At 72.8% G+C, this 3,022-nt stretch carries 4 protein-coding genes and 1 pseudogene; all 5 read left to right on the top strand.

From position 1 onward, the window contains the following. Window positions 1–572: oligopeptide/dipeptide ABC transporter ATP-binding protein (locus VR44_RS38010; RefSeq protein WP_045952244.1), on the top strand; the 572-nt coding region annotated here is incomplete at its 5' end. 355 nt (window positions 573–927) lie between these two features. Next, on the top strand, window positions 928–1,122 hold the full coding sequence (locus tag VR44_RS38005) for a hypothetical protein (protein WP_045952243.1): 195 nt from the start codon (window positions 928–930) through the stop codon (window positions 1,120–1,122). Window positions 1,123–1,144: 22 nt separating this feature from the next. Beyond that, window positions 1,145–2,050, top strand: coding sequence for an N-acetyl-1-D-myo-inositol-2-amino-2-deoxy-alpha-D-glucopyranoside deacetylase (gene mshB / locus VR44_RS38000; protein ID WP_045952242.1), 906 nt, complete (start codon window positions 1,145–1,147; stop codon window positions 2,048–2,050). Next, the gene (locus VR44_RS37995; RefSeq protein WP_045952241.1) at window positions 2,047–2,427 is read left to right on the top strand and encodes a DUF6113 family protein; all 381 of its coding nucleotides are present in this window, start codon (window positions 2,047–2,049) and stop codon (window positions 2,425–2,427) included. The genes mshB and VR44_RS37995 overlap by 4 nt, the downstream gene beginning before the upstream one ends. A 208-nt stretch (window positions 2,428–2,635) precedes the next feature. Next, a pseudogene (locus tag VR44_RS46205) lies at window positions 2,636–3,022 on the top strand (hypothetical protein); the annotation flags it as partial.

Genomic DNA, 3,022 nt, shown 5'->3' with positions numbered 1-3,022 from the left:
AGCGCATCGGCATCGCCCGCGGCCTGGCCCTGCGGCCCGAGGTCATCGTCGCGGACGAGCCGGTCTCCGCCCTCGACGTCTCCGTCCAGGCCCAGGTCGTCAACCTCCTCGAACGCCTCCAGAACGATCTCGGCCTCGCGTACGTGTTCATCGCGCACGACCTGTCGATCGTCCGGCACATCTCCGACCGGGTCGCCGTCATGTACCTGGGCCGGATCGTCGAGACCGGCACCGACACCCAGATCTACGACCACCCCACCCACCCCTACACCCAGGCCCTGCTCTCCGCCGTCCCGGTGCCCGACCCCGGGGCCCGCGCCCACCGGGACCGGATCCTGCTCTCCGGTGACGTGCCCTCCCCGGCCAACCCGCCCTCGGGCTGCCCCTTCCGCACCCGCTGCTGGAAGGCCGAATCCCGCTGTGCCACGGAGGTACCGCCGCTGACCGTCCCGCCGGTCTTCCCGACGGGCCCGGCGGCCCATCCGTCGGCCTGCCACTTCGCGGCGGAGCGGCAGGTGGTCCCGGCCCCCGGCGAACTCGCGCCCCCGCCGGCCCCGCTGAAGGAGCAGTAGGGCCGGGCTGGAAAGCGCCTGAGGGACCGATTATTTCCAGCCACCCCACACGGCCTCCTCGGAGAGTGTGGTTTCGGTTCCAAACCTCCTTTACCGGGGGCGACTTGACCGATTCTGCCCCGAGTTCCGGTCCCGGCGGGCGGGGCGGAATACGGCCGTAGGGGCGTCGACGGGCGCGCAGGACTCCCCCTCGGCTCTTCCGCGCCCCCGGTCGTGCGCGGTATGCGCCCCTCGTGCTGCCGGAATTCGACCGATGCGCTGGTACGGATAGTTATGATCCGTAGCGCACGGTGGGTATGAATCGCCGAGCACGAGTACGCGTACCGATGTCCGCTCGACATGGAGGTGAAACGCCGTGGCACTATCGATCTCGGCCGTGGTGCTGCTGGCGATCGTCGTCTTCCTTCTGGTCCGGAGGTCGGGACTGAAGGCGGGGCACGCGTTCGTCTGCGTACTGCTCGGGTTCTACCTGGCGAGTTCGACGGTGGCTCCCACCCTCAGCCAGCTCACGTCGAACGTGGCGAGCATGATCAGTGGCCTCAAGCTGTAGGGCGGCCTCGTAGGCTGACCCCATGAACGGTCTTCCCGCCCGTCGTCTGCTCCTCGTGCACGCGCACCCGGACGACGAGTCGATCAACAACGGCGTCACGATGGCCAAGTACGCGGCCGAGGGCGCCCATGTCGCGTTGGTGACCTGCACCCTGGGCGAGGAGGGCGAGGTCATCCCGCCCGAGCTGGCCCACCTCGCGCCGGACCGCGACGACACCCTCGGCCCCTTCCGCGTCGGCGAGCTCGCCGCCGCCATGAAGGAGCTCGGGGTCACCGACCACCGCTTCCTCGGCGGCGCGGGCCGGTTCCGGGACTCCGGGATGATGGGCGCCCCGCAGAACACCCGCCCCGGCGCCTTCTGGGCCACCGGCGTGGACGAGGCCGCCGGCCACCTCGTCGCGGTCATCCGCGAACTGCGCCCGCAGGTCCTGGTCACCTACGACCCGGACGGCGGCTACGGCCACCCCGACCACATCCAGGCCCACCGCGTCGCGATGCGCGGCGCCGAGCTGGCCGCCGACCCCGCCTACCGGCCCGAGCTGGGCACCCCGCACGCCATCGCCAAGGTCTACTGGAACCGGGTCCCGCTCTCCGCCGTCGAGGAGGGTTTCGCCCGGCTGCGCGAGCTGGGCGCCGAACTTCCCTTCCCGGGCCTCGCGACCCCGGCCGACGTGCCGGGCGTGGTCCCGGACGGGCGGATCACCGCGGAGATCGCCGACGCGGAGGGCGAGCGGGTGCTGGTGGAGGCCAAGGCGGCCGCCATGCGGGCGCACGCCACCCAGATCGCCGTGGACGGTCCCTTCTTCGCCCTCTCCAACGACCTGGCCCAGCCGCTGTTCGCCCGCGAGTACTACGAGTTGGCCGTGGGGGAGTCCGGGGCCCCGGCCGGCGAGCGCGAGCGGGACCTCTTCGCGGGGGTGGAGGCGTGACCACGGCGCTGACCGCCGGGCGGATCGCCGCCCTGCTGGGCCTGCTCGTCGCGGGCACCGCCACCGGCCTGGCCGGCTGGCTCGTGGTGGACCTGTGGTTCCCCGCCGGGCTGCTGCTCGCCGTGCTGGCCCTCCTCGGGCTGTTCCTCGGGGCCCGGATCGCCCTCGGCGGGGGGCTCGGCGTGGGCGTGGCGGCGGCCGGCTGGTTCCTCTCGTACGTCCTCCTCGGGGTCCCGCGCCCCGAAGGGGACTTCCTGCTGGGTTCCTCCGGAATGGGTATGTACGCGTACCTTTTGGGGGGAAGCGCGGTCGCTGTGATCTGCGCCACGATGCGCGGTCCCGTGGAACCGCCGGTTTCAGCCTCGAAACCGGGCTGACGGCGGGCCGCTGAACTCCCGCGACCTCCGATCGGGGGCGGCTTGCGGGGGTTTGACGGGCCCTTGGTGGCGGGTGTCCGGAGAGCTAAGAGGAACCTTTCATTCCCCGGGGACAGTTGCGCGCGGGCGGCGGCCAGTATGGTGGACGGGCCGCCGAGCAGCCCGCGCACGGTATGACGGGCGGCGGAGCCAACCGGGAGAACCTGCCTTGAGTCGTGAAACTGACAGTTCGTCCCCCGGCCCCCCAGGGCGCGGTGGAGCCGCCTACCCCTCGGGTACGCCGCCGTATGGAACCGGCCAGTCCGCGCCCGCCCCGGAGGAGAATGCTGTGACTTCGAACCCGTCCACGCCCGATACCGACGGGCCGAAGACCGAGACCACCCTGACGACCCGGATCCGGATCAACATCCCGGGTTCGCGGCCGATCCCGCCCGTGGTCGTCCGCAAGCCGGTGAAGGACGCCGCCCCGGAGGCGGCCGCCCCCGGTGCCGCCGAGTCCGAGCCGGCCCCGGCCCCGCGCGGCCAGGCCCCGGCCCCCGTGCGCGCCGCCCTGCCGGCGCGGCCCACCGCCCAGGCGCCCGCCCCCGCCCCGCAG

Source organism: Streptomyces katrae, from assembly GCF_000966975.1.
In the GTDB taxonomy this organism is placed as follows: domain Bacteria; phylum Actinomycetota; class Actinomycetes; order Streptomycetales; family Streptomycetaceae; genus Streptomyces; species Streptomyces katrae.
The sequence above is the reverse complement of the archived record's forward strand: the minus strand, read 5'-3'. Positions and strand labels throughout refer to the sequence as shown.